Annotated in this window: 18 protein-coding genes and 1 pseudogene; 9 read left to right on the forward strand and 10 right to left on the reverse strand. The window is 71.7% G+C overall.

Going from position 1 to position 22,923, the window contains the following annotated elements; translation table 11 throughout:
* Positions 1 to 3: 3 nt before the first annotated feature.
* From V4Y04_RS29065 to V4Y04_RS29090, 6 genes and pseudogenes are all read right to left on the reverse strand, one after another.
* Entirely contained in the window at positions 4 to 654 is a 651-nt protein-coding gene (locus tag V4Y04_RS29065; protein ID WP_332433032.1) for a GNAT family N-acetyltransferase, read from the reverse strand.
* Positions 646 to 1,806, reverse strand: a pseudogene (locus V4Y04_RS29070) (type III PLP-dependent enzyme); the annotation flags it as partial. The gene V4Y04_RS29065 and the pseudogene V4Y04_RS29070, both read right to left, overlap by 9 nt.
* On the reverse strand, positions 1,803 to 3,185 hold the full coding sequence (locus V4Y04_RS29075; protein ID WP_332431331.1) for a DUF6271 family protein: 1,383 nt from the start codon (positions 3,183 to 3,185) through the stop codon (positions 1,803 to 1,805). The pseudogene V4Y04_RS29070 and the gene V4Y04_RS29075, both read right to left, overlap by 4 nt.
* Positions 3,182 to 4,270, reverse strand: a complete 1,089-nt coding sequence (locus V4Y04_RS29080; RefSeq protein WP_332431332.1) for a phytanoyl-CoA dioxygenase family protein — start codon at positions 4,268 to 4,270, stop codon at positions 3,182 to 3,184. Before V4Y04_RS29080 ends, V4Y04_RS29075 begins: the two co-directional genes overlap by 4 nt.
* 164 nt (positions 4,271 to 4,434) lie before the next feature.
* Complete coding sequence (locus V4Y04_RS29085; RefSeq protein WP_443080103.1) at positions 4,435 to 5,589, reverse strand: glycoside hydrolase family 3 protein; 1,155 nt, start codon at positions 5,587 to 5,589, stop codon at positions 4,435 to 4,437.
* Between the two features lie 223 nt (positions 5,590 to 5,812).
* Positions 5,813 to 6,577, reverse strand: a complete 765-nt coding sequence (locus tag V4Y04_RS29090; RefSeq protein WP_332431333.1) for a GntR family transcriptional regulator — start codon at positions 6,575 to 6,577, stop codon at positions 5,813 to 5,815.
* Between the two features lie 371 nt (positions 6,578 to 6,948).
* Between V4Y04_RS29090 and V4Y04_RS29095 the strand changes: the two genes are divergently transcribed.
* From V4Y04_RS29095 to V4Y04_RS29110, 4 genes are all read left to right on the forward strand, one after another.
* Positions 6,949 to 8,226, forward strand: coding sequence for an extracellular solute-binding protein (locus V4Y04_RS29095; RefSeq protein WP_332431334.1), 1,278 nt, complete (start codon positions 6,949 to 6,951; stop codon positions 8,224 to 8,226).
* An 88-nt stretch (positions 8,227 to 8,314) separates the two neighbouring features.
* Complete coding sequence (locus V4Y04_RS29100) at positions 8,315 to 9,301, forward strand: carbohydrate ABC transporter permease (RefSeq protein WP_332431335.1); 987 nt, start codon at positions 8,315 to 8,317, stop codon at positions 9,299 to 9,301.
* Positions 9,298 to 10,128 (forward strand): carbohydrate ABC transporter permease, encoded by an 831-nt coding sequence (locus V4Y04_RS29105; RefSeq protein ID WP_332431336.1) that lies wholly within the window; start codon positions 9,298 to 9,300, stop codon positions 10,126 to 10,128. The genes V4Y04_RS29100 and V4Y04_RS29105 overlap by 4 nt, the downstream gene beginning before the upstream one ends.
* 9 nt (positions 10,129 to 10,137) lie before the next feature.
* Positions 10,138 to 11,676 (forward strand): glycoside hydrolase family 3 protein, encoded by a 1,539-nt coding sequence (locus V4Y04_RS29110; protein ID WP_332431337.1) that lies wholly within the window; start codon positions 10,138 to 10,140, stop codon positions 11,674 to 11,676.
* An 82-nt stretch (positions 11,677 to 11,758) separates the two neighbouring features.
* Here V4Y04_RS29110 and V4Y04_RS29115 read toward each other — a convergent pair whose 3' ends face one another.
* Positions 11,759 to 13,390 carry an MFS transporter gene (locus V4Y04_RS29115; RefSeq protein WP_332431338.1) on the reverse strand — a complete coding sequence of 544 codons (1,632 nt, stop codon included), beginning with the start codon at positions 13,388 to 13,390 and terminating at the stop codon, positions 11,759 to 11,761.
* A 772-nt stretch (positions 13,391 to 14,162) separates the two neighbouring features.
* Between V4Y04_RS29115 and V4Y04_RS29120 the strand changes: the two genes are divergently transcribed.
* On the forward strand, positions 14,163 to 14,876 hold the full coding sequence (locus V4Y04_RS29120; protein ID WP_332431339.1) for a TetR/AcrR family transcriptional regulator: 714 nt from the start codon (positions 14,163 to 14,165) through the stop codon (positions 14,874 to 14,876).
* 165 nt (positions 14,877 to 15,041) lie between these two features.
* On the opposite strand, the gene V4Y04_RS29125 is transcribed toward V4Y04_RS29120, so the two are convergent.
* A complete protein-coding gene (locus V4Y04_RS29125; RefSeq protein ID WP_332431341.1) occupies positions 15,042 to 15,818 on the reverse strand; it encodes an IclR family transcriptional regulator in 777 nt (258 codons plus the stop codon).
* Between the two features lie 79 nt (positions 15,819 to 15,897).
* Between V4Y04_RS29125 and V4Y04_RS29130 the strand changes: the two genes are divergently transcribed.
* The 4 genes from V4Y04_RS29130 to V4Y04_RS29145 are packed head-to-tail and all read left to right on the forward strand — an operon-like array spanning position 15,898 to position 19,991.
* The gene (locus V4Y04_RS29130; RefSeq protein WP_443080104.1) at positions 15,898 to 17,067 is read left to right on the forward strand and encodes a cupin domain-containing protein; all 1,170 of its coding nucleotides are present in this window, start codon (positions 15,898 to 15,900) and stop codon (positions 17,065 to 17,067) included.
* Positions 17,064 to 17,912, forward strand: coding sequence for a fumarylacetoacetate hydrolase family protein (locus tag V4Y04_RS29135; protein WP_332431343.1), 849 nt, complete (start codon positions 17,064 to 17,066; stop codon positions 17,910 to 17,912). Before V4Y04_RS29130 ends, V4Y04_RS29135 begins: the two co-directional genes overlap by 4 nt.
* The gene (locus V4Y04_RS29140) at positions 17,912 to 18,622 is read left to right on the forward strand and encodes a maleylpyruvate isomerase family mycothiol-dependent enzyme (protein ID WP_332431344.1); all 711 of its coding nucleotides are present in this window, start codon (positions 17,912 to 17,914) and stop codon (positions 18,620 to 18,622) included. Before V4Y04_RS29135 ends, V4Y04_RS29140 begins: the two co-directional genes overlap by 1 nt.
* A gap of 43 nt (positions 18,623 to 18,665) precedes the next feature.
* Positions 18,666 to 19,991 carry an FAD-dependent oxidoreductase gene (locus V4Y04_RS29145; protein ID WP_332431345.1) on the forward strand — a complete coding sequence of 442 codons (1,326 nt, stop codon included), beginning with the start codon at positions 18,666 to 18,668 and terminating at the stop codon, positions 19,989 to 19,991.
* A 479-nt stretch (positions 19,992 to 20,470) separates the two neighbouring features.
* Here V4Y04_RS29145 and V4Y04_RS29150 read toward each other — a convergent pair whose 3' ends face one another.
* Entirely contained in the window at positions 20,471 to 21,490 is a 1,020-nt protein-coding gene (locus tag V4Y04_RS29150) for a hemolysin family protein (RefSeq protein WP_332431346.1), read from the reverse strand.
* The gene (locus V4Y04_RS29155; protein WP_332431347.1) at positions 21,487 to 22,842 is read right to left on the reverse strand and encodes a hemolysin family protein; all 1,356 of its coding nucleotides are present in this window, start codon (positions 22,840 to 22,842) and stop codon (positions 21,487 to 21,489) included. The genes V4Y04_RS29150 and V4Y04_RS29155 overlap by 4 nt, the downstream gene beginning before the upstream one ends.
* Positions 22,843 to 22,923: the final 81 nt, after the last annotated feature.

A 22,923-nucleotide genomic window follows, 5' to 3' on the forward strand; every position in this document is an offset into this window, starting at 1 on the left:
GCGTCAGCCCTCCGTTTCGGGGCCGTCGGACCGGCAGCCCGGGACCGGGCCGGACATGTAGACCGCGTTCTCGCCGTAACTCGCGGGGAGTTCGACCCGTCGGTCGGGCCGGAACCCGTGCCGGGCCCAGAAACTCTCGGTGCCTCCCACGGCGACCAGGGAGACCTCCTCGTACACCTGTCGTGCGGTCGCGGTGAGATGGCGTACGAGCCTGCCGCCCAGGCCCCGGCCGCGCAGGTCGTCGGCGACGACCAGGTCGTGCAGGTGCAGATGGGAGGAGGCGAAGGACCGCTCCTCGGGCCGCTCCAGGTCCGGATACCGCGACGGCGGGTAGGGCAGGGCGAGGACGTAGCCGGCGATCCGGTCGCCGGTCTCCAGGACGAAGCAGGTCGCAGGGGAGGCGCGGCCCCGGGACTCCAGCGCCTCCCGGCCCTCGGACAGCCCGGCGGGCGCGTACACCTCGGCCTCCAGGGCGGCGACCCGCGGCCAGTCGTCCTCGGCGAGGAGGCGGATACGCAGGCCGCCCAGCACCTGGTCCCGCACCAGCACCTGATCCCGCACCGGTACCCGATCCCGCCCGGAGCGGACCGGGGAACCACCCCTGCCGCCACCGCCACCGCCCCTGCCGTCGCCGTCGCCGTCGCTCCCGCCCACGCAGCTGTGGGGGAGCGGGGCGAAGCCGTTGAAGCCGCGGGTCATGTAGCTGGTGGCGTAGGCGCCGCTGGACAGCACCCAGACCGGGTCGCCCGAGGCGAGCGCCTTCGGCACGAGGACACGGCGGTGCTCGGGCGCGTAGGAGTCGTCGCTGTCACAGGTGGGGCCCGCGACGACGGCGGGGACCAGGTCGGCGTCGGCCGGATGGGTCGGAAAGACGAGCGGATACTGCAACTCGTCCATCTCATAAAGGCCGTTGAACTTTCCGCAGCTCAGATAGAGCCAGTACGCCCGTTCCCCGTCCGGTCGCCGGCGCGAGGTGAGCCGGGAGACGTGCGCCCTGACGGCACTGTGGTCGGCGACCAGATGGCGTCCCGGCTCGATCAGGAAGTCCAGTGGATCCGGGGCGAGTTCGCGGAGGCGTTCCATGCCCTCGCGTAGGACGGCGAAGATCTTGTCCAGCGGGGGTTCCAGCCGGTCTCCCCGCCGGTCCGTGTAGCCGAGTGCGGGCAGGCCGCCGCCGAGGTTGACGTGATCGGGCGAGATTCCGCGCGCGTGCAGTGCCGGCAGGACCTCACCCAGCGTCGCGAACGCCTGCTGCCAGGCCTCGGTGGTCATCTGCTGCGACCCGACGTGCACCGACAGCCCGGCGGGGACCAGACCCGCCTCCCGCGCCGACTCCAGTACGCGTACGGCGTCGTCCGCCGAGCAGCCGAACTTCCGGCTCAGTCCCCACAGGGCCCCCTGGCCCGTGGTCGCCAGCCGGCAGAACACCCGGGAGCCGGGGGCGTGCGCGGCCAGCGCCGCCACGTCCTCCGGGCTGTCGGTGGCGAAGTCCCGTACGCCGAGCCGGTGGGCCTGGGCGATGTGCTCGTCGGACTTGACGGTGTTGCCGTAGTGGATCCGGTCCGCGGGCGTGCCCGTGGCGAGGGCCTGGACGATTTCCCGGGGGCTCGCCGCGTCGAACCCGGCGCCCCGGCCGGCCAGGCACGCCAGCACCTCGTCCACGGGGCACGCCTTCATGGCGAACCGCACGCCGACGCCGGGCAACTCCCCGGTCAGCGCGTCGAACCGGGCGGCGATGCCGTCCAGGTCATGGATGATCCGGTCGTTCGGGGCAGCCGCGAGCGCGGTACGCAGTGCCGGATTCACCGGACCGCGCCCCGGGACCGGACGGTGGCACCGGGGCGGGCCGCGCTCCGGACGCCGGTCGTCCGGGCCGCTTCCATCAGCGCCGCCCAGCCGTCGATCAGCAGCACGAAGTCCTCGATGTCCCGCCCCGCCTCCGCCAGCAGCGACTCCTGCTCCGCGGCCACTCGCTCGGCGAACTCGGCGTATTTTCCGCCCAGTCGTCGGTAGGTCCGCTGGACGACGTCCAGTCGGCGCTCGTTCTCGGCGCGGTCCAGCCGCACGCTGCGTGCCAGCAGGGCACGGACCGGCGCCGCGTCGAGCCGCTGCCCGTCGTCGAGGAGCGCGGGACCGGCCTCGGCCATGCCGGCGTAGACGAAGTGGAAGTGGAGCATCGACAGCAGGAACTTCACGAACCGCCGCTGGTACGCCATGAATCCGGCATGCGTACGGCGTTCCCCGGTGTAGAAGTTCTCGATGTCCCGGTTGTGCAGGACACCGGGCAGGGTGGCGTCGTGCACGGCGTGGACGAGGAAGTAGTCGCTGCCGATGGTGTCGGTCGCGGGCGGCAGCGGCAGCCGCTCGTACACGTCCTGGTGGAAGGCGATGTTGCACATGTCCACCCGCATGGGGTCGACCAGGGTCAGCGTCGCGTGGTCGCCCCGGAAGGGAAGCAGCCCGGCACCCTTGAAGGACTCCTCGGCCAGGCCCGCCCGCTCCTCCTCGGACCACTCGGCCGGGGCCCACAGGCCCACGACCGTGTCGTACGCGTCCTTGTCGAGTTCCCGGATGCCGCCGATGTCGACGGACAGTTCCCCGATGAAGGACGCGCCCACCATCGCCACCGGCCGATGGGCGAGCGATGGATCGAGGTCCACTTCCGACACCCCGGCGGAGGCGTCGGCGGCCCGCTTGCCGAGAGACGCCAGCTCGTGACGGATCGGGAAGACGGGCTCGCCCTCGAACACCTGGTAGCGGCTGTCGGAGTCCCGGCGGTGCACCGAACGGCACCCCAGAGCGGCCGCGACGAGGAACGCCCGGTCGGTGCAGGCACCGTACGAGACGCCGTCCGGGAGCAGGAGGCCGAGCAGGTGGTCCGGCTCCGACTCCGGCAGCGCGGCGCGGTCGATCACGTCCCGCAGAAAGACCCGTTGGGCCCGCTCGTCGAGGTGGTGCACCACGACACCCGGGACCACGGGCAGCCCGGCGACGGTGCGGTCGTGCGCCGAGACGGTCGGCGCGTCGGAGGAGTCGAGAATCAGCAGATGCACCTCGACCTCGAACTCCCTTACGGCGTAAGCCGCTTCGGCGGCGACGGCGGAGATGGTCGCCGCACACGCCCGGTTCGTCGGGAGTGTCAGACCGACCCTGTGCCGGCGTGGCACGTCGAACGCCCCGGTCATCGCGTCCGCCCGGGACGGCCACCGTGCTCGTGCCAGGAGTCCATTCCCAGCAACTTCCGCCCCAAGTCGCTGAGTTCGGCGGTGCCGTACCGCTCGGACTCGTGCCGGGTCGCGTCGCCGAGCAGGGTCGCGTTCCAGTCCGGCGTGCCGAGCGTGCGCCAGGACTCGATCCGGGACCGGCGCAGTTCCTCGTGCTCCTCCAGCGCCGGCATCATCGACAGGTACTGCACCGCCCGTACCCCGTCGGCGGAAGTGTTGGGTGCCACGCCGTGCGCCAGCATGCCGTTGAAGATCAGCAGGTCACCGGCGTTGAGCTGGGGCCGGATCACCGGGAACTCGGCCCGGTCGGCCCCGGGCCGGATCGGGTCGCGGCCGGCGGGCCGGCCCACCTTCCACTCCTCGAAGCGGTGGAAGAGTCCGGGCGAGCACTGGAAGCCGCCCTGGTCCGGCTCCGTGTCCGTGAGCGCGATGATGCCCTGCACCCGCTGCGGCGGCACACTGGCCGTGGTGTCGACGTCCCAGTGCAGCTCGATGTCGAAGCCCTCGTCCGTCGGCTCGATGAACGACCGGGAACGGTTCCCCACATTGGGCGGGTTGAGGTTGAGACGGTCCAGGGTGACCCAGAGTTCCTCGCAGTCCCACACATCGGCGAAGGCGTCGTGGACGCGCCGCGACTGCCTGCTGTCCCAGAGCAGTTGGTGGTGGTACGCCTCGACGAAGCCGTAGACGTACAGGTCCCGGTCGAGGTCCGAGCGGAAGGTGCGCTCCTCGTACCAGGTCTCGGGGCGCTGCGGGTCGAGGCCCTGGAAGTCCCAGGCGAACTCCAGCAGCAGCTTGGCCGCGTCCGGGGATATCGCCTCCCGGACCACCACATAGCCGTACGCCTGCCAGGAGGCGAACTCCTCCTCGGAGAGCACCCGCAACGGCCGGGACTTGGTGAGGTGCCGCAACTGGGTCCCGGCGAGGTAGGTCTCGCCGTCGGCACTGAAGTACGGGCGTTCGGAGGCGGCGCGGTGTAAGAAGCGGTGGAGCGCAGGACGGTCCTGCGTCGGACGGTCCTGCGTCGGGTGGTTCTGCGTCGTCATGCGGTCACTCCGGAAATCCTGGGTCGGTCGTCAGTGGTGCGGGGGTGTGGGATCGGGCGATCAGGCGCATTCGGGCAGGAGGGCAGAGCCCGGCCGCGTCGGTGCCCGCGCGCGACCGGGGCATGAAGGAAGGGGAAGGGCAGAGGTCGGGTGAGGTGAACCGGTCAGATGCTGCGGACCGCGGCACGCCGGGCCGCCGCTGGGCCCGTCACGGGTCCGAGCCCGGCTCCGGCCTCGGCTCTGTCGCCGGTCGCGTCCCGTCGCAGTCCGCCCGACCAGCGGGCGAACTCCTGTACGCGGGAAGCGGCTTCGGTGAGCCGTTCCTCCGGCAGGCGCCCGTCCCGTACGGCGCGGACCAGGGCGTCGGCGAGCCGGGCCGTGGTCCGTTCGTCCGCGTGCCCGTGCCCGCCGCCGACGCAGACCGCGTCGGCCCCCGCGGCGACCGCCCGGACGGTGGCGCCGGCCACGCCGTAGCGGTCGGCCACGGCGCCCATCTCGATGGCGTCGGTCACGATCAGACCGGTGAAGCCGAGTTCGCCGCGCAGCAGGTCCTGGGTGACGGCGCGGCTCAGGGTCGCCGGCCGGCGGTCGTCGTAGGCGGGGACCAGCAGGTGGCCGGTCATGACGGCCCGCACGCCCGCGTCCATCGCGGCGATGAACGGCGGCAGCGCGGTCAGGGCCACGGTCCCGGCCCGCGCCGGCACCTGCGGCAGCCCGAGACGGCGGCTGACAACGGTGTCACCGTGGCCCGGGAAGTGCTTGGCGCAGGCGGCGACACCCGCCGACTGCAGGCCCCGTACCCACGCGGCGGCGTGCCGGGAGACCACGTCGGTGCGCGCGCCGAAGGAACGGACCCCGATCACCGGGTGGTACGGATCGGGGGCGACGTCGGCGCTCGGCGTGTAGCTCAGGGTGATGCCGAGCGTGTGCAGGTCCCGCCCGACGCCGTGGGCGACCTGTTCGGTGACATCGATGTTGTCGAGGGCGCCCAGTGCACGGTTGCCCGGACGGAACGCCCCGGTGCGGGCGTCCGGGCGGGTGGCGCCGCCCGCCTCCTCGCCGCCCGCCTCCTCGCCGTCCGCCTCCTCGTCCAGGCCGATGACGAGGTCGGGGTTCTCGGCGTGCAGCGCGGAGGTGAGTGCTGCCACCTGCTCGGGGCCGTGGATGTTGCGGCCGGACAGGGCGACGGAGGCGAGCCCCTCGGAGATCCGGCGGCGCACCCAGTCCGGCACGGTGGAGCCGGTGAAGCCGGGCTGGAGAACGGAGTGTGCCAGCCGCAGCAGGCGTGGATTACCGCCGATGCGGCCGTGGTCGGCCATGCGGGACCTCCGGGCGGAGTGGTGCGCGTGGACGGGGAAGGGAGGGGGATCGCGGCGCGGGAGGGCGCCCGATATGACGGGTTCGGGCTGATGGCCCGGACTGATCGGTGCGTTGGATATTGGCCTGGACCAATGAGGCGTGTCAAGGAGCAGTCAGGCGCGAGCATGTCAAGAGGGGTGTCGTCGGCGTGGGGATGCGGACGGCGTCAAGGTGCGGACGGCGTCAGGGTGCGGGCGGCGTCAGGGTCGCCGTGAACCGGTACCGCGAGCCGCGGTACACCGCGCGGACCCATTCGACCGGCGTTCCCGTCTCGTCCCGCGAGTGGCGGGACAGCCGCAGCATCGGCAGGCCCACGTCCGTGTGCAGCAGGTCGGCCTCCCGCGGTGTGGCGGGGGAGGTCTCGATGGTCTCGTCGGCCTCCGCCAGGCGTATGCCGTACACCTCGGTGAGCGTCGCGTAGAGCGAGGTGCGGCGGGCCAGGTTCCGGCGCAGGCCGGGGAAGCGGCGCGCGGACAGATGGGTCGCCTCGATCGCCATGGGTTCGCCCCCGGCCAGGCGCAGCCGCTCGACGCGCAGCACCTTCTCGCCCCGCCCCACCTCGAGCAGGGCCGCCAGTTCCTCACCGGCCGCGATGTGGTCGATGTTCAGGAGCTGGGAGGCGGGGGTGAGGCCCTGGTTGCGCATGTCCTCGGTGTACGAGGTCAGTTGGAGGGTCCGGTAGATCTTCGGGCGGGCGACGAAGGTGCCCTTGCCCTGGATGCGGATCAGCCGGCCCTCGCTCACCAGTTCCTGAAGGGCCTTGCGGACGGTGGTGCGCGAGGTCCGGAACTCGAGGGCGAGGGAGCGCTCGGCCGGCATCGGCGAGCCCGGTGGGCGCGCCTCGGTCAGGCCCAGTAAGTGCTGCTTGATGCGGTAGTACTTCGGGGCGCGGCCGGTGGGGTCCGGTGCCCCCGTGTCGGTCCGGGCGCTGCTGAGGTCCGTGCTCATGACCTGCCTTCCGGCTGCGGGGTCCGGCGGCGCGGGCGGCGGGCGCCGGCCGCGATGCACGTCGGCGGACGGCCGGGTTCGACGCCGCACGCTCGGCGGTCCCGTTATAACCGCACACCCTCTTTTGGTCTAGTCCAACCCTCGACACGTCCCTGTTCAAGGGGAGTTCGAGGTTCCGCGAGAAGCGTCGGGAGAGGCCCGGGGGATTGGCCGCGCGACCCTTGACAGGGCTATAGGTCTAGGCCAAGCTCCCCCTTGCTGGTCTAAACCATTTAGAGGAAGCCGGGCCCCAGCCCGCCGAGTGCCGCGCCGTTGCGAGGGTCACCGCCGAGGGTGTGGGTGTGGAAGGCATTCCTGAGGAGGGGTGGCGCGTGAAGCGCAAGCTGATAGCAGCGATCGGGGTCGCGGGCATGTTGTTCTCCGTCGCCGCGTGTGGCGGCGACAGTGGTGACGGCGACAAGAAGGCAGGCGCGGACGGTTACGCCGGCGAGACGCTCACCGTGTGGGTGATGGACGGCTCGTCGCCGGACCAGTGGCAGAAGGACCTCACCGCCGAGTTCGAGAAGAAGACCAAGGCGAAGGTCAAGTTCGAGGTCCAGCAGTGGAACGGCATCCAGCAGAAGCTGACCACGTCGCTGTCCGAGGAGAACCCGCCGGACGTCTTCGAGATCGGTAACACCCAGACCCCGGCCTACGCGAAGACCGGCGGCCTCGCCGACCTCGCCGACCTCAAGGCCGAGATCGGCGGAGAGTGGACCGACTCGCTCAACGAGTCGTCCGTCTTCGAGGGCAAGCAGTACGCGGCGCCCTGGTACTTCGCCAACCGCGTCGTCCTCTACAACAAGAAGGTCTGGGCGGACGCCGGCCTCAAGGACACGCCCAAGACCCGTGACGAGTTCTACGACGCGCTCAAGGCGATCGGTGACAAGACCGACGCGGAGCCGATCTACCTGCCCGGCCAGAACTGGTACCACTTCGTCGGCCTGGTGATCGGCGAGGGCGGCGAACTGGTCAAGAAGGACGGCGACAAGTACGTCTCCAACCTCGACGACCCGAAGGTCGCCGCCGCCGCGGAGACGTACAAGAAGTTCCAGGCGCTGTCCAAGGCGCCCAAGGACAAGGACGAGGCCACCCCGCAGCAGGGCGAGGTCTTCGCCGACGGCAAGGTCGGCGCGTTCATCGGCATGGGCTGGGAAGCCGGCATCGCGATCGAGGCCAACCCGAAGATCGAGAAGGACATCGGCTACTTCACCATCCCCGGCGCCACGGCCGACAAGCCCGAGGGCGTCTTCCTCGGCGGCTCCAACCTCGCCGTCGCCGCGGGCAGCAAGAAGCAGGAGCTCGCCAAGGAGTTCCTGAAGATCGCCCTCTCCGACCAGTTCGAGGGCCAGCTGGCCAAGCTCAACGGCGTCATCCCCAACAAGGAGTCGCTGCAGAGCAACCTCAAGGGCAACGCCCCGGCCGAGGCCGCCGCGCCGGCCGCCGCCGTCGGTGGCACCACGCCGCTGATCCCGGAGTGGGCCGCTGTGGAGAACGACCCCAACCCGATCAAGACGTACCTGACCGCCGTCCTGAACGGCAAGTCCCCGGCCGAGGCCGCCAAGCAGGTCGAGGGCGAGTTCAACAAGCGTCTGTCGCAGCAGCAGTAGCCGCAGCGAGCGCACGGAGCGGGCGGGGGCCGGCCACTCGCCGGCCCCCGCCCCGGCGTCGAGTATGTCGAGAAGAGAGATCGCGAGCATGACCGTGCAGACCGAACGGCCGCCCTCCGGCCCGGCGGACGTCCGCAAGGCGGACGACGGGGGGGCCGGCAGGCCGACACCGAGAGCGGCGTCGCGCGTCGGCGCACTCGCCCCGTACCTGTTGCTGCTGCCCGCCTGTGTGGCCTCCGTGCTGCTGCTCGGCTGGCCGCTGCTGAAGGACGTGCTGCTGTCGTTCCAGAACCTCAACATGGGACAGCTGATCCAGCGCGTCACCGAATGGAACGGTGTCGACAACTACCGGACGGCCCTCACCAGTGAGGACTTCTGGCGGGTCACCCTCCGCTCGATCCTCTTCACGGCGGTCAACGTCGTCCTGATCATGGTGCTGGGCGCACTGGTCGGCCTGCTGCTCGCCCGTCTCGGCAAGGGGATGCGGTTCACCCTGCTGCTGGGCCTGGTGCTCGCCTGGGCCATGCCGATCGTGGCCGCCACCACCGTCTACCAGTGGCTGTTCGCACAGCGCTTCGGCGTCGTCAACTGGGTCCTGGACAAGCTCGGCTGGCACTCCATGGCCGACTACAGCTGGACCAGCAGCCAGATGTCGACGTTCTTCGTCATCACCGTACTGATCGTGTGGATGTCCATCCCGTTCGTCGCGATCAACCTCTACGCCGCGACCACCACGATCCCGAAGGAGCTCTACGAGGCCGCGTCCCTCGACGGCGCCGGCGCCTGGCGCGGCTTCACCACGGTCACCCTGCCGTTCCTGCGGCCGTTCCTCTACGCCACCACGTTCCTGGAGATCATCTGGGTCTTCAAGGCGTTCGTGCAGGTCTACCTCATCAACCAGGGCGGCCCCGACCGGCTCACCGAGATCCTGCCCGTCTACGCCTACGTCGAGGGTGTCGGCAACCAGCACTACGGCATGGGCGCGGCGATCGCCGTCCTGACCATCGCGATCCTGCTCGGCCTGACCGCCTACTACCTGCGGATCGTGCTCAAGCAAGAGGAGGACGAGCTGTGAAGCGCTCGCTCTTCGGCCGCCTGTGGCCCAACGCCACGGCCGTCGTCCTGTTCATCGGCTTCGTCTTCCCCGTGTACTGGATGTTCAACACGGCCCTCAAGCCGACCGGCGACATCCTCTCGGAGGACCCGGTCTGGTTCCCGACCGACATCACCTTCGAACACTTCAAGACCGCGACCGATGTCGACCACTTCTGGACCTACGTCACCAACTCGCTGACGGTCACCGTCCTGGCCGTGGTCTTCTCGCTGGTGATCGCGCTGGCCGGTTCCTTCGCCCTGGCGCGCATGCGCTTCAAGGGGCGGCGCGGCTTCATCATCGGATTCATGCTGGCCCAGATGGCGCCCTGGGAAGTCATGATCATCGCGATGTACATGATCGTGCGGGACGCGTCCATGCTGAACAGCCTCGTACCGCTGACGCTCTTCTACATGATGATGATCCTGCCCTTCACCATCCTGACGCTGCGCGGCTTCGTCGCCGCCGTGCCCAAGGAGCTGGAGGAGTCGGCGATGGTCGACGGCTGCACCCGCGCCCAGGCGTTCCGCCGGATCATCCTGCCGCTGCTCGCCCCGGGCCTGATGGCCACCTCGCTGTTCGGCTTCATCACCGCCTGGAACGAGTTCGCCCTCGTCCTGGTGCTCAACAAGGACGCCGAGGCGCAGACGCTGCCCCTGTGGCTGTCCAGCTTCCAGAGCCAGTTCGGCAACGACTGGGGCGCGACCATGGCCGCCTCGTCGCTCTTCGCCATTCCGATCCTGATCCTCTTCGTCTACCTGCAGCGCAAGGCCGTCAGCGGCCTCACCGCGGGCGCCGTGAAGGGATAACGCCACCCGATGACGACATTCACCACCGGCACCGACGCCCTCACCCGGGACGCGCTGGCCGTACTGCAGCCCGGCTTCGCCGGCACCGCCGCGCCCGACTGGATACGCCGCAGGCTCGGCGAGGGCCTCGCCTCCGTCGCCCTCTTCGGCCGCAACGTCGCCACCGCCGAACAGGTCACCGCCCTCACCGCGCAACTGCGCGCCGAGCGGGACGACCTGCTCGTGGCCATCGACGAGGAGAGCGGCGACGTCACCCGGCTGGAGGTCCGCACCGGCTCCTCCTTCCCCGGCAACCACGCCCTCGGCGCCGTCGACGACACCGCCCTCACCCGCGGCGTCGCCCGCGAACTGGGCCGCCGGCTCGCCGAGTGCGGCGTCAACTTCAACTGGGCGCCCTCCGCCGACGTCAACGCCAATCCGGACAACCCGGTCATCGGCGTCCGCTCCTTCGGCCGCGACACCGACCTGGTCGCCCGGCACACCGCCGCCTACGTGGAGGGCCTGCAGTCCACCGGCGTCGCCGCCTGCACCAAGCACTTCCCCGGCCACGGCGACACCAGCGTCGACTCCCACCACGCCGTCCCGCACATCGACCTCGACGCCACCACCCTGCACGAACGCGAACTCCAGCCGTTCCGGGCGGCGATCGAGGCCGGCACCCGCGCCGTCATGAGCGCCCACATCAAGGTCCCGGTCCTCGACCCGGACCGCCCCGCCACCCTCTCCCGCCGCATCCTCACCGGCCTGCTGCGCGGCGAACTCGGCTACCAGGGGCTGATCGTCACCGACGGCATGGAGATGCGCGCCGTCTCCGGCACCTACGGTCTCGAACACGGAGTCGTCCTGGCCATCGCGGCCGGCGCCGACGCGATCTGCGTGGGCGGCGGGCTGTGCGACGAGGACACGGTGCAGGGCCTGACGAACGCTCTCGTCGCCGCCGTCCGCTCGGGCGAACTCCCCGAGGAGCGGCTCGCCGACGCCGCCGCCCGGGTCCGCGCCCTGGCCGACTGGACGGCCACGATGCGGCGCTCCCCGGCCCCCGAGGGCGACCGCGATCCGGAGATCGGCCTCACGGCGGCCCGCCGCGCGGTGACCGTCACCCGCACCGGGCCCGCCGCGCCGGTCACCGGGCCGGTGTACGTGGCCACCTTCCACCCCGCCGCCAACATCGCCGTCGGCGACGAGACCCCCTGGGGCGTCGGCGCGGAACTGGAACGGCTGCTGCCGGGCACCACCACCGGCTCCTTCACCGACACCGGCTCCGACACGGGCTCCGGCTCAGGCACGGGCTCAGGCACGGGCTCCGACGTCGGTGCGCGGGCGCTCGAGGCCGCGGCCGGCCGGCGCGTGGTCGCCGTGGTCCGCGACGAGCACCGGCACCCGTGGATGCGCACGGCCCTGGACACCCTGCTCGCGGCCGGGCCGGACGCCGTGGTCGTGGAGATGGGCGTACCGCAGTCCGCGCCGCGCGGCGCGCCGCACATCGCCACGCACGGCGCGGCGCGCGTGTGCGGGACCGCGGCGGCGGAGGCGGTCGTCGCGGGCTGACACGCGGGGAAGGCCCCGGCCGTCGGCGGTGTGCGCCGACGGCCGGGGCCTTCGCGAGGGGGACGGGGTGCGGACGGCCGCGTCAGACCGCGGTCGGGGCCTGGGGCTGTCCGGCCGGGGTTTTTCCGGCCGTGTGCCCCGTGTCCAGCTCCTGGGGAGCGCGGACGCCGGCCATGCCCACCACGGTCACGATCGCGGCCACGAGGGCGGCGACGGCGCACACCATGTAGGCGAGGCTGTAGCCGCTGCCCAGGGCGTCGAGGGCGATGCTCTGCGCGGCCGAGCCGGGGGCGTCCGGCGGCAGGCTGTTGACGGCGATCGGACCGGCCGCCTGGCCGATCTCGGTGGCGGCGCCCAGCTGGTCGGGCGGCAGATCCGAACCGGACAGGTTCGAGGAGAACGTGTCGCCCGCGCGGCTGAGGGCGACCGCGCCGACGACCACCGGGCCCAGTGCGAAGCCGAGGTCGCGCAGCATGTTGGTGGTGGCGCTGGCCATGCCGGCCAGCGGGCCCGGCACGCTGTTCAGCGCGACGGCCGTGATCGAGCTGACGCCCAGGGCGAAGCCGATACCGATGAGCAGGGTCGGCAGGACGAACGGGGTCAGGCTCGTGTCGGTGACGTCCAGCCGGGTGCACAGGAACGAACCGACGGCCATCAGGAGGAAGCCCGTGGTCAGCAGCCAGTTCGGGGCGACCTTGTGGAGCAGCCGGGAGACGACCGGGATCAGGACGAACGCCGGGCCCTGCAGCAGCAGGAACGGAACGGCGACGCGGAGCGGGTCCTGGTGCTGGACGGGGCCGAGCCACATGCTCGTGGTGAAGCACGCGCCGAGGAAGGCGATCATGCCGATGACGGCCACGATCGATCCCACCGTGAAGGCGCGGTCCTTGAACAGGGTCAGGTTGAGGATCGGGGAGTCGGCCCGGCGCTCGATCAGGACGAAGGCGATCAGGAAGGAGGCGCCGACGACGAACGCACCGATGATGTCCGGCTCGCCCCAGCCCTTCTCGGGCCCCTCCACGGCCGCGTACAGCACCAGGATGAGACCGAGCGCGAAGGTGATCTGGCCGGGGATGTCGAGGCGACGCCCCTCCGCGGCCTTCGACTCCTTGGCCATGGTCAGGCTGAGCACCACGCTCGCGAGGGCCAGCACGACGAGGACCATGTAGGAGCCCCGCCACGAGCCGGCCTTGGCGAAGACGCCGCCGATCAGCGGGGAGACCGCCGCACCGGCGGACAGGAAACCGCTCCACAGCGCGATGGCGCGGGCCCGTTCCCGGGCGCTGCGGGCCACGTCCGCGATCATGGTGAGCGATCCGGGGAACATGGCGCCGGCGCCGAGACCGTTCAGCGCGGCACCGGCCCACAGCGTCTGCACGTTGGGCGCGAGGGACGAGACGATGCTGCCGGCGACGACCATCGCCGCACCCGCGGCGATGAGCTTGCGGCGGCCGAACAGGTCGCCGAGGACACCGAAGGTGAACTCGAAGACGACCACGGCGATCATGAAGGCCGCCGTGATCCAGGTCAGCTGGGACCCGTGGGTGCCCAGGTCCTGCTGGAAGAGGCCGTTGAGAGAGGCCGGCAGGGCGTTGGCCAGCTGGGCCACGAACACCGCGCAGCTTGCGGCCGCAAGCGTGCCCGCGTAGCCCGGCCTCCGGGCAGCCCCCGCGGAAGGGCCAGAGGACGTCGTCGTCCCGTTGTTGAGCGTCACTGCGTTCTCCCTGACTGGGATGGTGAGACGGTTCGGCCCCTTGTGGCCGATACCGGTTTGGTGGTGAGCCGCCGCTCAGGGCGTGGGGGAACCGGGTCGGACGGCCCGGACGGGCTTCCGGGGCACAGGGCGTGCGCCGGGAGCCGGACGGGTCGGTGGGTTCGTCCGGCCCCCCTGGGGGGTGGGGAACGCCGGGAACCGGTCGGTGGTGCCGTCGAGCACGGCACGCTGCTCGACGCCCGCGGGGCGGGGTGCCGTGAATGCGGGAGCACGCGGGCGCCGGGTGGCCGGTCCGGTGGAGCCGTGGCCACGGCCGGGACGGCCGGCGGTGATCAGCAGACGGCCGGCCACTGCCGCTCGGGCCGGACTAACGGCATCCGGCGCGCAACGAAGTACCTCACTCGGGAGTTCCTCTCTGAACCATGGGCCGAGAAGTGTTGCGGCCTCACATCCGCGACGGGGCTGGATCGGTGGATACGCCCGTCCGGCCACGGGTGGACGTGGCCCGAAGTGGGGGGAGGAGCGCCGGGTCGGGCTGTAGGAGTGGCGCGAATCAAGCGGGGTGACGGCGAGAATGACACTCCGCTTTACGTTCCGTCAAGGAAATGTGCGCCATGTATTGGAAGTAATCCTGGGGTGAGGACCCCGAGGTCGGGCGCGGTGCCCGGCGCTACGATGAACGCCATGACCGCCCCAGCCGCCGCCCCGCTGCCCACCCCCACTGGCGTCCCGCTGCCCCTCCCGTCCGACACCCGGGGACGGGGGCGCTGACATGGCCGGTCTGCGCGAGGCGCAGAAGCGGATGACCCGCCAGCTCCTGCTGGACTCGGCGCTCGACCTGTTCCGCGCCAAGGGCTACGCCGCGACGACCGTGGACGACATCGCGGCCGCGGCGGGCACCACACGGGTGACGTTCTACGCGTACTTTCCGTCCCGCAGCGATCTGATGCGGGCACTCATCGGCGAGCTGAACGAGAAGCTCGAACGCGTCGACTCGCCCTCCCGCCGCTCCACCGCCCGGCGGCTCGTCGAGGTGGTCCAGGACGGCAGCCGCGAGGCGATCACCGAGTGGCTGTACGACATCTCCGGCCGCTGGGACTCCGTACGGCCCCATCTGGTGGCCGCGTTCGAGGCGGCGGCGGTCGACCCGGATCTGCGCGGACTGGTGAACGCCTGGCTGGACGAGGCCGTCAGCGACGTCGAGGAGGGCCTCCACCGGGCCGACCGCTTCGCACCGGACAGCCGTCACCTGCGCGGCGTCCTCGTTCTCGCCCAGCTCGACCACGTCGCCCGCAACTGGACCCCCGGCCGTTGGAAGGCAGACCGCGAAGCCATGATCGACATCCTCGCGGAAAGCTGGACGAGCCTCCTGAACGACGGCACCACGGCGCAGCCGGCATCGGGACCGGGACCGGTATCGGGACCGGGACCGGTATCGGAACCGGGACTGGCGCCGACATCGGAACCGGAACCGGACCAGCCCTGACCCTCCGTCTTCCTCATGCCGCGGGCGGACCGTCCCTGCCCCCCGTTCCGCACACGCGACGGACGGACCCCTCGCGCGGACGGGCCGGCCACGGGCGACCGGCTGCGGACGGACCCTCGCGGGCCGACCGGCTGTGGACGGTCGGTCGCGGGAGCCGCAGGCCGCTCAGGTCATCGTCGCCAGGTCCGCACCCAGGGCCCGTGCCGCCGCCCGCAGGGTGCCGACCAGGGACTGGAGTTCGTGCGGGTCGTAGCGGACGCCGGGCATGGAGATCGACAGGCCCGCCAGGGTCCTGCCCTCGCGGTCGCGGACCGGGACGCCGACGGCCACCAGACCGCGCTCCGAGCGGTTCCGGTTCACGGCGAAGCCGCCCTTGAGGACGCTCTTCAGCTCCTTGGACAGCCGGCCGAGATCCGGGCGGTCCTGCGGCCGGTCACGGTAGCGCTCGGGTGCGTACACCTCCGCCAGTTCCTCCTCGCTCAGCTCGGCGAGCAGCAGCAGACCCCCCGTCGTACGGTGGGCCGGGAAGACCATCCCCTCGCGGGAACCGACCCGCAGCGACCGGTGGCACTCCACGCTCGCGATGAACCTGGCCGTGTCCCCGGTGCGGATGGTGAGGTTCGTCGTCTCGTTCAGCAGGTCCACCACCCGGTGCAGATGGGGCAGGGCCGCCGTCCGCAACCGTGACACCAGGGAGCGCGAGTGCGTCGCCAGCTCCAGTACCGGGCCCGCGTGGTACACGCGCTGCTCGTCGCGTACCGCGAAGTCCCGGTAGACCAGCATGGCCAGCAGCCGGTGCGCGGTCGACCGGGCGACCCCGAGCCGCTCGGCGAGCTGGGAGACGGTCAGCGCGCCCTCCAGCTGGAGCATCGTCGCGGCCCGCAACGCGTGGTCGACACTCGTGATCGTGTACGGCGGCGGCGTCTTGAGGGGCTTGTCCACGGCGGGCCTCCCGGCGTCAACGGTTCTGCTGACCAGAATTTACATGTTCGTCCCCTGGGACAAGGGAGAAGCTGGTCACGTGACTACCTCATTCAGCACCCCCTCTGCCACGGGCTCCCCCGTCCGCCTGAGCGCCGTCAGTGCCGCGGACCAGCCCGACGTCACCCCGGCGCTCGAGGAGCTGTACCGGGGCTTCGAGAGCGAGCTGCTCGTCCCGCTGTGGACCGAGATCGGCGACCTCATGCCGGCTCACCCACGATCCCGCGCCGTCCCGCACCTGTGGCGCTGGGAGAAGCTGCGGGAGCTGGCCGCCCAGGCCGGCGAGATCGTCCCGGTCGGCCGGGGCGGCGAGCGGCGCGCCATCGCACTGGCCAACCCCGCCCTCGGTGGACGGCCCTTCGCCACGCCCACCCTGTGGGCGGCCATCCAGTACCTGATGCCCGGCGAGGACGCCCCCGAGCACCGTCACACCCAGCACGCCTTCCGCTTCGTCGTCGAGGGCGAGGGCGTCTGGACGGTCGTCGGCCGCGACCCGGTGGCCATGCGCCGCGGCGACTTCCTCCCGCAGGCCGGCTGGAACATGCACGCCCACCACAACGCCACCTCCAAGCCGATGGCCTGGATCGACGGCCTGGACATCCCGTTCCAGTACACCAGCGAGGCCCAGTTCTTCGAGTTCGGCCGCGACGAGATCAGCGACGCCGAGCGGATCACCCCCGACCGGTCCCGCTCCGAGCGCCTCTGGGGACACCCGGGGCTGCGCCCCGTCGCCGCCACCGTGGACGCCCCCGGCACGCCCCTCCTCGCGTACCGCTGGGAGCACACCGACCGTGCGCTCACCGACCAGCTCGCGCTGGAGAAGGAGGGCTTCGGCGGCACCGTCGAGCCCGGCCACGCCGCCGTCCGGTTCACCGACCCGTCCAACGGCACCGACGTGCTGCCCACCATCCGCGCCGAGGTGCACCGCGTGGTGCGCGGCGCCGAGACCGCCCCGGTGCGCGAGACCGGCTCGTCCGTCTACCAGGTCTTCGACGGCTCCGGCACCGTCACCGTCGGTGACACCTCCTGGTCCGTCACCCGCGGCGACCTGTTCGTCGTCCCGTCCTGGCAGCCGCTCTCCGTGCGCTCCGAGGCCGGCTCCACCGACTCCGACTCCGGCTCCCTGGACCTCTTCCGGTTCAGCGACTCCCCGATCTTCGAAGCCCTCCGGCTCAACCGCACCCACGTGGAAGGAACCACCCGCTCATGAAGCTCGCCACCCTCCGTACCGACGGCACCACGAAGGCCGTCCGGCTCGACGGTGACGTCCTGGTCGACCTCGGGTTCCCCGACGTGGGCACCCTCCTCGCGCAGGACGACTGGGCGGAGCTCGCCGCCGCCCCCGCCGCCGGTGACGCCACGACGTACCCCGCCGAGGGCGCCGACCTCGCGCCCGTGGTCCCGCAGCCGTCCAAGGTCGTCTGCGTCGGCCTCAACTACCGCAACCACATCCAGGAGATGGGCCGGGACCTGCCCGAACACCCCACCCTGTTCGCGAAGTTCGCCGACTCCCTGATCGGCCCGGCGGACGACATCATCCGCCCCGAGGAGACCGACCAGTTCGACTGGGAGGTCGAACTCGCCGTCGTCGTCGGCAAGCAGGTCCGCCGCGCCAAGGGCGAGCAGGCCGAGCAGGCCATCGCCGGCTTCACCGTGCTCAACGACATCACCACGCGCGACTGGCAGTTCCGCACCCGCGAGTGGCTCCAGGGCAAGACCTGGGACTCCACCACCCCCGTCGGCCCGTACCTGGTGACCCCCGACGAGCTGCCCGGCGGCGTCCGCCCCACGCTCGACGTCAAGCTCACCGTGGACGACGAGGTCATGCAGTCCGACAACACCGGTGACCTGCTCTTCGACCCGGTCGCCCTGGTCGAGTACGTCTCCACGATCATCCGCCTCAACCCCGGCGACATCATCGCCACCGGCACCCCCGGCGGCGTCGGCCACGCCCGCAAGCCCGGCCGCTACCTGCTCGGCGGCGAGAAGGTCGTCACCGAGATCCAGGGCATCGGCCGCCTGGAGAACAAGGTCGTCAAGGAGAAGCAGGCCTGATGTCCCGCTCGTTCGATGACGCCCGCCGCTGGGCGGAGCTCGGCACGAACCTCGTGCTCGAGGCCACCGCCGACTTCGACGACAAGGCCTACGACGCGCCCAGCGGCCTGCCCGGGTGGCAGCGCCGCCAGCTCGTCGCCCACGTCGCCGCCAACGCGGACGCCCTCGGCAACCTCGTGCACTGGGCGGCCACCGGCGAAGAGACCCCGATGTACGCGTCCCCCGAGGAACGGGCCGCCGGCATCGAGCGCGGTGTCGGCATGCCCGCCGCCGAACTGACCGGGTGGCTGCGCCGCTCCGCCGCCGAACTCGCCGCGTCGACGGCCGGACTCGGCGACGGCCAGTGGCAGCACCCGGTCGTGACGGCACAGGGCCGTACGGTGCCCGCCACCGAACTGCCCTGGATGCGCTCCCGCGAGGTGTGCGTCCACGCCGTCGACCTGGACACCGGCATCACCTTCGCCGACCTGCCGGCCGATTTCCTCGGCGCCCTCTGCGACGACGTCATCGCCAAGCGTGCCAAGGCCCCCGGCCCGGCGCTGCGCCTGACGGAGACCGACACCGGAGAGGTCCGGGAACTCCCCGGCGACGGCGAGCCGACCGTGCTCACCGGCCCGCTCGCCGAGATCACGGCCTACCTCACCGGGCGCAGGCACGCCCTCACCGCCCCCGACGGCGGCCCGGCACCCACTTTGGGCCCCTGGCTCTGACCAACCGGGCCGGTCTCCCCCCGGCTCAGACAGGAAGAACACGATGACCCCAGCGACCCCTCCCACCGAAGGCCGACCCGACGCCATCATCGTCGGCGGCGGTATCGGTGGCCTCAGCACCGCCTTCGCCCTCGCCCGGGAGGGGCTGGCCGTCCGCGTTCTCGAACGGGCCAAGGAGTTCGGCGAGGTCGGCGCCGGCCTCCAGATCGCGCCCAACTGCACCCGCATCCTCGACGAGTACGGTCTGCTCGACGAGGCCAAGGAACTCGGCGTGGTCCCCGAGAACATGGTCATGCGCGACGCGCTCGACTCCCGCGAGCTGGTCCGCCTCGACCTGGGCGAGCTCGAGCGCCGCTACGGCTTCCCGTACATGGTCATCCACCGCAGCGACCTGCACGCGATCTTCCTGCGGGCCTGCCGGCGGGCCGGCGTGGACCTGGTCACCGACCAGACGGTCGTCGACTACGAGAACACGGTCGGCGGGGCCCGCATCACGCTGGCCGACGGCCACACCGAGGAGGCGCCGCTCGTCATCGCCGCCGACGGACTGCGCTCCGTGGCCCGGCAGAAGCTGGTCGGCGACGACGTCGTCAGTTCCGACTACGTGGCCTACCGGGCGGCCGTCCCGATCGACGAGGTCCGGGACAACGGCATCGCCGAGAAGGACGTCACCGTCTACGTCGGACCCCGCTGCCACTTCGTCCAGTACGCGCTGCGCGGCGGCGACATGTTCAACCAGGTCGCCGTGTTCCAGTCGCCCAAGGCCCTCGCCGGGCAGGAGGACTGGGGCACCCCCGACGAACTCGACGCGGCCTTCGAGGGAACCTGCGAGACCGTGGGCAAGGGCATCCCGCTGATGTGGCGGGACCGCTGGTGGCAGATGATGGACCGCGACCCGATCGACACCTGGGTGCACGGCCGCATCGTCCTCCTCGGCGACGCCGCCCACCCGCCGCTGCAGTACATGGCACAGGGCGCGATCATGGCGATCGAGGACGGCTGGGTCCTCGCCCGGCACGTCTCCCGGCTGCGCGCCGAGGGCGCCGCCGCCGCGGGCGTCGACTGGGACACCGCACTGGCCGCGTACGAGGCGGTCCGCGTCGAGCACTGCCGCCGGATCCTGACGACCGCCCGCGCCTGGGGCGAGCTGTGGCACCTCGACGGCACGGAGCGGCTGCAGCGCAACGCGATCATGCGGGGCATCGACCCCGCCGAGTACGCCTTCACCGACTGGGTGTACGGGCCCACCGCGCTGTTCCCGGACGAGGAACCGGCCATGTTCACGCCCGTCCCGCTCGCCTCGGCCGACATCGAGGAGAACGAGGCGGCGGCCCCCGAGGCCGCGCTCGCCAGCGGCACGGCCCGCTGACGACCGCCTGCGCGACCGCCGGTGAAGCGGTCGCGCAGGCGGCCGGCGGATCAGGGCCGGTCCGGCGGTCATGCCGGAGGCGCGGGGGTCGGCACGCCCTCCCCGAGCGGCTTCGAGCAGGGGTGCTCCCCAGCGGCGTTGTCGTCGGTCACCGACTCCCCCGTTCGGCTTCGCTCGAGCGGGGGATCCCCATGTGCGGAAGGGGTCTCCCCCGCACGGGAGGGGTCCCCTGCACGGGAGGGGGCCCATCGCGGCGGCGCCCTTCTCCGCCTCGCGGCTGAACGCACCGGCCCCTGCTCACCCCAGCCGGACGGATGCCGTCGGCTGCCTCCGACCTGGTCCGCCGGACCGGCCCAAGGGCCCGCGCCGACGCGGAGCACGGGTCCACGTTCACTGACATGACGTGACATGACGAACGCCGGCCGGTCCGCAGGTAGCGGACCGGCCGGCGTTCTGTGGTGCGAGCGGCCGGAGAGCGGTCAGCCCCCGGCCGGCAGCATCAGCCGGGCCAGCAGGTCGTCCAGGGTGACCAGGCCGGTCAGCCGGCCCGTGTCGTCCCGGACGACCGCGAGCGTGCCCCGGCGGCGGCGCAGCACGTCGATCGCGTCGGCGACCGTCGTGGTGTCCGTCAGCTCGGGCACCGGGCGGGCCAGCTCGCGGGCGCTCGTGGCACGGCCCCGGGCGCGGGCGACCAGCGCGTCACGCGCGTGGAGCGCGCCGAGGACGGTGGAGCCGTCACGGACGAGCAGCCGGGTCCGGTCGTACGCGGTGGCCACCCGCAGCACCTCGTCGACGTCCGCGTCACCCTCGACGGAGTCGATCTCGTCGGCCGGGATCCGCAGGGCGGAGACCGGGGTGTCGGGCTCGGTCAGCGAACGGGTGAGCAACTGCGAGTCGGTCTTGCTGATCAGACCGAGCCGCTCCGACTCCACCACCAGGTGGGTGAGCTGCTCACGGTCGTGGACCGAGGCCAGCTCGTCGCGCGGGCTCACCCGGCACAGCCGTACCAGTGCGTTGCTCACCACGTTCAGCACGTGGATCAGCGGCCGCACGACCTTCACCACCGCCCGGAACGACGGGGCGAGCAGCATCGCGGAACGCTCCGGGTGGGCGATCGCCCACGACTTGGGAGCCATCTCGCCGACCACCATGTGCAGGAACACCACCACGGTCATCGCGACGGCGAACGCCACACCGTAGCTGACCGCGCTCGGCAGACCCAGGCTGTGCAGCAGCGGGTCCAGCTCGTGCGAGATCGCGGGCTTGGACACCGAGCCCAGACCCAGCGTGCACACCGTGATGCCGAGCTGGGCACCGGCGAGCATCAGCGACAGCTCGCGCATACCCGCCAGAGCGGCACCGGCGCCGCGCCGCCCCTCGGACGCCGCCTTCTCCATACGGTGCCGTTTGGCGGCGACCAGCGCGAACTCGGCCGCCACGAAGAACCCGCTGCCGATCAGCAGCAGCACGGTCACGAAGAGAGCCATCGGGAAACTCATGCGGGCTCCTCCGTCTTCCCGGCTTCCTCCGCCAGGGACACGATCCGGGTGAGGCGCACCCGCTCGGCGACATGCCGGTCCAGGGTGCGTACGTCGATCACCGCGTGGCCGTCCTCGGGCAGCTCGACGGTGACCCGGTCACCCACGGTGGGGAAACGGCCCAGCCGGTCCACGATCAGCCCGGCCACGGTCTCGTAGTCGTCCTCCTCGGGCAGCCGTACACCGGTCGCCTCGGCGACCTCGTCCAGCCGGCGGCCCGCGTCCACGAGCCAGCCGTCGCCGTCGGAGACCGCCAGTTCGGAGACCTTGTCGGACTCGTCGGCGATGTCACCGACCAGCTCCTCTGCGATGTCCTCGTAGGTGACGATGCCGGCCACGCCGCCGTGCTCGTCGAGGACGACCGCGAACTCGTCGTCCTGTTCGCGCATCCGCGCGACCGCGTCCGGCAGCGGAAGCGTGTCCGGCAGCAGCAGGGGCCGCCTGGCCATCGCGCCGGCGGTGGCGCCGGCCAGCCGGCCGGCGGGAACCGCCATCAGCTCGCGCACACCCAGCACCCCCGCGACGTCGTCGGGGTGATCCCCGAGCACGGGATAGTTGGAGTGGCCGTGCGCCGCGATCAGGCCGACCGCCTCGTCGGCGCTCGCCTCCCCGCGGACGAAGACGGCGTCCGCGCGCGGCACCATCACCGTGTGCAGGGTCCGCTCGGAGAACTCCAGCGCGTGGTCCAGCAGGGTGGCGGTGTCCCCGGGCAGTGCCCCGTTCTCGTGGGACTCGCCGATCAGATGGCCGAGTTCCTCCAGCGTGGCCCCGTGGTGCAGTTCCTCGACCGGCTCGATGCCGATGCGGCGCAGCAGCCGGGAGGCGGCGTTGTCGAAGATCCGCACCAGCGGTCCGACGACCTTCAGATACGCCAGGGTCGAGCCGGCCAGCGCCTTCGCCAGCCGCTCGGGCACGGCGATGGCGAGGTTCTTCGGGGCCAGTTCGCCGATCACCATCTGGACGACCGTGGCGAGCACGAAGGCGAGCACGACGGAGACGCCGCTCACGGCCGCGTCCGGCAGTCCGAGGCCGGACAGTGCCGGACGGAGCAGCGCGGACACCGACGGCTCGGCGATGAAGCCGACGACCAGACCGGTGACGGTGATGCCGAGCTGGGCGCCCGACAGCATGAAGGACAGCCGCTCCAGCACCTTCAGGGCACGGGCGGCCCTGCGGTCCCCGGCCTCGGCCTCACGGGCGAGGGCGAGCCGGTCCACGGAGACGTAGGCGAACTCCTGGGCGACGAAATAGCCGGTGCCTGCGGTGAGCACGAACACGGCGAGCAGGCCCAGCAAGGCCTCCACGGCACTCATCGAACACCACCCCGCCGGGTGCCGGTTTCCACAGGTGTGTGACGGGATGGTCGGGAACTGTGTCCCGGGGGGTCCGTCGAT

It is taken from the genome of Streptomyces sp. P9-A2, from assembly GCF_036634175.1.
Taxonomy (GTDB): Bacteria; Actinomycetota; Actinomycetes; order Streptomycetales; family Streptomycetaceae; genus Streptomyces; species Streptomyces pratens.